Annotated in this window: 6 protein-coding genes; 2 read left to right on the top strand and 4 right to left on the bottom strand. The window is 69.1% G+C overall.

Annotation, left to right across the window (positions count from 1 at the left end):
* Window positions 1–259: 259 nt before the first annotated feature.
* From V7Q31_RS17145 to pcaC, 4 genes are all read right to left on the bottom strand, one after another.
* Window positions 260–949, bottom strand: a complete 690-nt coding sequence (locus V7Q31_RS17145) for a GntR family transcriptional regulator (RefSeq protein WP_333835070.1) — start codon at window positions 947–949, stop codon at window positions 260–262.
* Between the two features lie 94 nt (window positions 950–1,043).
* The gene (locus V7Q31_RS17140) at window positions 1,044–1,961 is read right to left on the bottom strand and encodes an NAD(P)-dependent oxidoreductase (protein ID WP_333835069.1); all 918 of its coding nucleotides are present in this window, start codon (window positions 1,959–1,961) and stop codon (window positions 1,044–1,046) included.
* Between the two features lie 4 nt (window positions 1,962–1,965).
* Window positions 1,966–3,300, bottom strand: a complete 1,335-nt coding sequence (locus tag V7Q31_RS17135; protein ID WP_333835068.1) for an MmgE/PrpD family protein — start codon at window positions 3,298–3,300, stop codon at window positions 1,966–1,968.
* Window positions 3,301–3,350: 50 nt separating this feature from the next.
* Window positions 3,351–3,752: a 4-carboxymuconolactone decarboxylase gene (gene pcaC, locus V7Q31_RS17130; protein ID WP_333835067.1), complete on the bottom strand. Its 402-nt coding sequence runs from the start codon at window positions 3,750–3,752 to the stop codon at window positions 3,351–3,353.
* 157 nt (window positions 3,753–3,909) lie between these two features.
* Here pcaC and V7Q31_RS17125 point away from each other — a divergent pair, with 157 nt between their 5' ends.
* On the top strand, window positions 3,910–4,689 hold the full coding sequence (locus tag V7Q31_RS17125; RefSeq protein WP_333835071.1) for an SDR family oxidoreductase: 780 nt from the start codon (window positions 3,910–3,912) through the stop codon (window positions 4,687–4,689).
* A gap of 83 nt (window positions 4,690–4,772) precedes the next feature.
* The coding region (locus V7Q31_RS17120) for an MmgE/PrpD family protein (RefSeq protein WP_333835066.1) at window positions 4,773–5,377 on the top strand (605 nt) is incomplete at its 3' end.

The raw sequence follows: 5,377 nt of genomic DNA, 5'->3' as shown, positions 1-5,377 counted from the left end.
GGCAGGAGGATCGCCTACGCGGCAGCCTGATCGCTTTGTTCAGGGGGAACGACTTCCGGATCGTGTTGCGCGACAGGCCCGTCCGCCGCGCGATCTCGCGCATCGGCAGCTGCTCCCGCGGCGCCATGCGTCGGATGACGTTCAAAAGTCCCATGTGGATCACTCCGTAGCCCCCCGTCGCGCAAGGCTCTGGGGGGGGTCACATGGCGCAAATCTCGGCGGAAATCAGGCCGATTCCCGGGTCAGTTCCGCGTGGAAATCAACAGCCTTGATCTAGGGCGCGCTCCCGGAGCGTTTCTGCGGCGATCGCGCTGGCCGCCTCGATGTGAAGGATCGCGGCGCGTTCCGCCCGCGCGGGATCGCGCGCCTCCACGGCGTCGCAGATCTCCTGCATTTCTGCGATGCTGTCCTTGATCCGCCCGGGTCGGCTCATCGTCGTCTTGCGCAGGAGCATGATTCGGTTGTGTAAATTCGAGAGAAGCTGACCGATGTAGATGTTGCCGCAGCCCCGCATCAGGACGGCGTAGTAGTTCGACTTGGCCTGAAGCAAGGCCCCGCCCGAGTCCTGCGGATCGCACTCCTTGATCTGCTGCAGGGCATCCTTGAGAAGCCTGATGTCGGTCGCCGACGCATTGAGCGCGAACTGCCTTGCGGCGAAAGCCTCCAGCGCCGCGCGCAGCTGGTAGAGCTGCATCGCTTCGTCGAGACTCATGCGGGCGACGACTGGGCCGCGCTGCGAAACCGTGTCGACGATGCCCTCGGCCTCAAGATGCCGTAGCGCCTCGCGGATCGAAGTCCGGCTCACGCCGATGAGTTCGCAGAGCTCGCGCTCGATGAGCCGTTGCCCCGGCTTGAAGCGCCCTTGTAGAATCGCGGCCCTCAACCGGTCTTCGACCATCCGCCTGAGCGTCGGAGGTTGGTTGGTGATGTGCAGGCTAAGCTCGTCCATTGCGCACCTTCTGAAATCGCCTTGGGATCGTCCTGCGCAGGCGGCACAATGATGTATCAGAAATTCCGCCCGTCATTCTCCTTCGTTCCTGCGGTCAAAGCGGCGCCGCCTCGCGCCAGCGGAATGCGGCGCCGCCTCGCTCCTCCAGCAGCTTCACGGCGAAGGTGAGATCAGCGCTCCCGCCATAGGCGGCCACGGCCTCGCCGAGGACGTCGCGCACCGTCGACGTGACCATCGTCGGCACTCCCTGCCGATGCGCGGCGTCCAGAAACAGGCTCGCGTCCTTGAGCGAGAGCGCGACGTCCATGCCGAAATCGAACTTGCCCGTGGCGACGTTCCTGGGGATCTTCGTCTCGGTGGCGGAGTTGCGGCCGCTCGACGCGTTCAGCACGTCGAGCGTCACCTGCGGATCGAGCCCGATCTTGGCCGCGTACACCAGCGCCTCGCCCGCCGCCACGAGGTTGGTCAGCGACAGGATGTTGTTGAGCAGCTTGAGCGCCTGCGCCTGAGCGGGCCGCTCGCCGACGACGATCGGCGCGCCGAAGGTCGAGAGCACCGGCCGCGCCATGGCGATGTCCTCGGCGCGTCCACCCGCCATCAGCGTCAGCGTGCCCGCCTCCGCGCCCGCTGGGCCGCCGCTCACCGGGCAGCCGATGAAGCGTACGCCGTAGCGGCCGAGCTCCGCCTCGAGGCGCTCCTCTGCGTCGGGGCCGGTCGTTGCGAGGTCGATCACGAGACCGGGCCGGCCGACGCTCGCCAGCCCGTGCTCCCCCAACGCGACGGTCAGCCCCACGTCGGGCGTGGGGAGGACAAGCAGGACCACGTCGCACGCGGCGCCTAGCGCGGCGGGCGACGCCGCAGGCGCGACCCCCGCGCCGATAAGGGCCCCCAGCCGCGTCGCGTCGACGTCGAAGCCGTGGACGCGATAGCCCGCGGCCGCGATCCGCCGGGCGATGGGCGCGCCCATCTTGCCGAGTCCCGCAACGCCGACAATGGGTGCGCTGTCCGCCATCACCTCAGCGGTCCGGGACGGCGAGCCGGACCAGCTCCCCGACGTCGGCCAGTTCTTCGATCCCCCGCGTCGCCGCCAGCAGACGGCGGGCCTTCGCCTCGGGCAGCCTCAGCACCGCCTGATCGAGAAACTTCTCGTCGAGCTGGGCTTCGCTGAGCGGGCGGGCGAGGTTGCCCAGCGAGTGCGTCAGCGACTTCGCGAGCACGGTGCCGTCCTTCAGGGTCACCTCGATCCGCACGCCGTCCTCCGACACCGCCGGGTCGCCCTCGGGGACTGCGGCGTTGCGGACGCGGCTGACCTCGGGGTCGTTGACGCCCTCGTCGGTGTACTCCCTCAAGCCGGCCTTGCCGCGCACGAGCGCCACGGCGGCGCCGTGAACCACCGAGAACTTGCCCTCAAGACCGGTCGAGATGTCGCGCTTGCCGCAGAGGTCCATCACAAGCGGCGCGACGCGCAGCCTGACAGCCGCGATCGACGCCGGGTCGAGCGTGTGCTCCGCACGCAGCTGCAGGGCCGCGTCGATGGCCGGGTGGTTCACGATCCCGCAGGGAAACGGCTTGTAGGCGTTGCCGAGGATCTCGAAGTCGCGCCCGAGGCCCCCGGTGATGCGATCGGCGGCGAAGAAGCCAGACGTGACGGCGCCGAACCCGCGCGGACCCTCCAGCGGGTAGCGCCCGGAGGTGAAGCCGCCGCGAGCGAGCAGCGCCGCCTCGTAGCCGTTGCGCGCGGCGTGCCCAGGGTGGAAGGCCTTTCCCATGGCGCCGAACATCTCGCGCAGTCCGGACGCCTGCGTCGCGGCGAGGCCCAGCGCATGCACCATACGGTCGGCGGGCAGCGCCAGCAGCCAGCCGACGGCCGCGGCGGCCCCGAAGACGCCGCAGGTGCCGGTGCTGTGCCATCCGGCGTCGTAGTGAGCCGGATACGTCGCGTTGCCGACGCGGGCGGTGACCTCGAAGCCAAGCACGAAGGCGTGCAGGAAGTCGCGCCCGGTCACGGAGTTGGTTGAGGCGTAGGCGAACAGGGCCGAGGCGACCGGCGAACTGGCGTGGATGTAATTCTTAGGCATCGTGTCATCGAAGTCATGAACGTGCGACGCTATGCCGTTGAACAATGCGGCGTGCAGCGGATCGCACCGCTCCCTCCGCCCGAGGATGGCGGCTGTAGCCGGGCCGAAGAAGGGAGCGAAGGCATCGAGGGCGATCGACACCGCCTCCTCCCCGGCGCCGCCGACCGAGCAGCCCACAATGTTGACGAGCGCCCGGACGCCCTCAGCGCGCACTGCGTCTGGCAGATCGCCAGTCCGGCTGGCGGCGATATGGGTGGCGAGCTCTCCCGTCACGTGGACGGGCGACCGCGGTTCCTGCCGCGCCGCGGCAGTCGCCCGGGACGTCACGCTTCGCCGTCCATGTCGCGGAACACCTCGGCCGCCACTTTCATGCTGTCGAGCGCCGCAGGCACGCCGCAATAGATCATCACCTGCAGCAGGGCCTCCTTGATCTCGTCGCGCGACACGCCGTTGTTAACGGCGCCGCGCACATGCAGGGCCACCTCGTTAGGGCGGTTCAGGGCCGACAGCATCGCGAGATTGAGGAGGCTGCGCGTCTTGCGATCCAGGCCGTCGCGGCCCCAGAGCCGACCCCAGCACCATTCCGTCACCATCTGCTGGAACTCGGCCGTGAACGCGTCGGCCTTGCTCAGGGACCGGTCTACATGCGCGGCGCCGAGCACCTCGCGCCGAATCTTCAGGCCCTGCTGGAAGAGCTCCGAACTCTGGTCGATGTGATCGTTCACTGTCCTCTCCCGCTTTCGCTTGCTGAAGCGTATGGCATCGTATTATCAGCAGTCAACATGATCGTCTGAGGCTTTGTCATCGGCGCGAGGGGCCCGCGCCGATGGCGCCGGCAGTCCGTCGCACGTCCCGACAGCCCCGATTCGAGAGGCGGAACAGATGGCTGAAACGCAACCAGTTGCGCTCATCACCGGGGCGAGCCGCGGACTTGGCCGCGCCATCGCGCTCGAGTTCGCCCGGCAGGGCTATCGGCTGGCGCTCACCGCGAGGAGCGCCGAGGGTCTGGAGCAGACTCGGCTGGACGTCGAGGCCGAAGCGCCCGTGGACGTGCTGACGATGCCTGCCGACCTGAGGGAGCGGACGGCGCCGGGCGAGGTGGTCGAGGTTGCGGTCGGCCGCTTCGGGCGCCTCGACGTGCTTGTGAACAACGCGGGCGACACGAAGCGCGGCGATTTCCTCGCGCTGACCGACGACGATCATCTCAGCGGCTTCTCCTTGAAGTATCACGCCATGGTCCGGGCGTGCCGCAGCGCATGGCCGCATCTCGTCGCGTCGTCCGGGGCCATCGTGAACGTCAGCGGCGTCAGCGGGCAGACGCCCGAGCCCGAGTTCACCGTCGGCGGACCCGTGAACGCCGCGATCGTGAACTTCTCCAAAGCGCTCGCCAGGCGAGCCGGCGGCGGCCGGCCGCGCGTCAACGTCGTGTGCCCGGGTCACATCGTCACCGACCGCCTGCAGCAACGGATCGAGGCCGTCGCCCGGCGCGACAGCGTGGACCGGGACGAGGCGCGGGAGCGGCTGCGGCGGTCCCTCGGCATCGACAGCTTCGGCGAGCCCGAGGACATCGCCCGCGCCGTCTGTTTCCTGGCGTCGCCGGCGGCGCGATACGTGCACGGCAGCGTTTTCGTGGTCGACGGCGGTGCGACGCCCGGGGTCTAGGCCGGCTTCGCGCCGCGCTCACAGCGAGGAAGACTCGGAAGGTGGACATGTCAGTTGCGATACGCGCTTCGGCGGGCCCCGAAGTGGAACGGACTCTCGCCGGCTTCGTCGGCTCGGTCCGGTTCGAGGATCTGCCCAGCCATGTGGTCGACGCGGCCAGGCGTTCGCTCGTGAACGTACTTGCGACCGCTTTCGCCGGGTGTCGGGAGGCCGCCGTCGACAAGGCGCTCGCGGTCCAGTCGCGCTATAGCCGGGGGGGCGACGCGACTGTGCTCGGCCGGCCGGAAACGACCGACATGCTGCTCGCCTGCATGCTGAACGGCATGGCGGCCAACATCCACGACTTCGACGACACCCATCCGCCGACCATCATCCACCCCTCGGCCCCCGTCGCCCCGGCGGTCGTCGCGCTGGCGCAGGAGCGCATCCTGAGCGGCGAGGAAGCGTTGCGGGCGTTCGTCATCGGGGCGGAGATCACCTGCCGGCTCGGCAACGCCGTCTCGCCGTCGCACTACGCGCGGGGCTGGCACATCACCTCAACTTGCGGCGTCTTCGGCAGTGCGACGGCCGCAGCGGCAATCCTCGGCCTCGACGAGAAGGCGGTAGCCGGGGCCATAGCCAACGCCGCCGCCCAGTCGGCCGGCATGGTCCAGACGCTGGGCACGATGTCCAAGAGCATCAGCGTCGG

The sequence above is a fragment of the Rubrimonas sp. genome, from assembly GCF_036788415.1.
Classification (GTDB): Bacteria; Pseudomonadota; Alphaproteobacteria; order Rhodobacterales; family Rhodobacteraceae; genus Rubrimonas.
This window is presented reverse-complemented; position numbering and strand designations above follow the sequence as displayed.

Bases quoted from the DNA above. Each gene is read 5' to 3' on its own strand.
- V7Q31_RS17145 (WP_333835070.1), bottom strand. From the start codon at position 949: ATGGACGAGCTTAGCCTGCACATCACCAACCAACCTCCGACGCTCAGG.
- V7Q31_RS17140 (WP_333835069.1), bottom strand. From the start codon at position 1,961: ATGGCGGACAGCGCACCCATTGTCGGCGTTGCGGGACTCGGCAAGATG.
- V7Q31_RS17125 (WP_333835071.1), top strand. From the start codon at position 3,910: ATGGCTGAAACGCAACCAGTTGCGCTCATCACCGGGGCGAGCCGCGGA.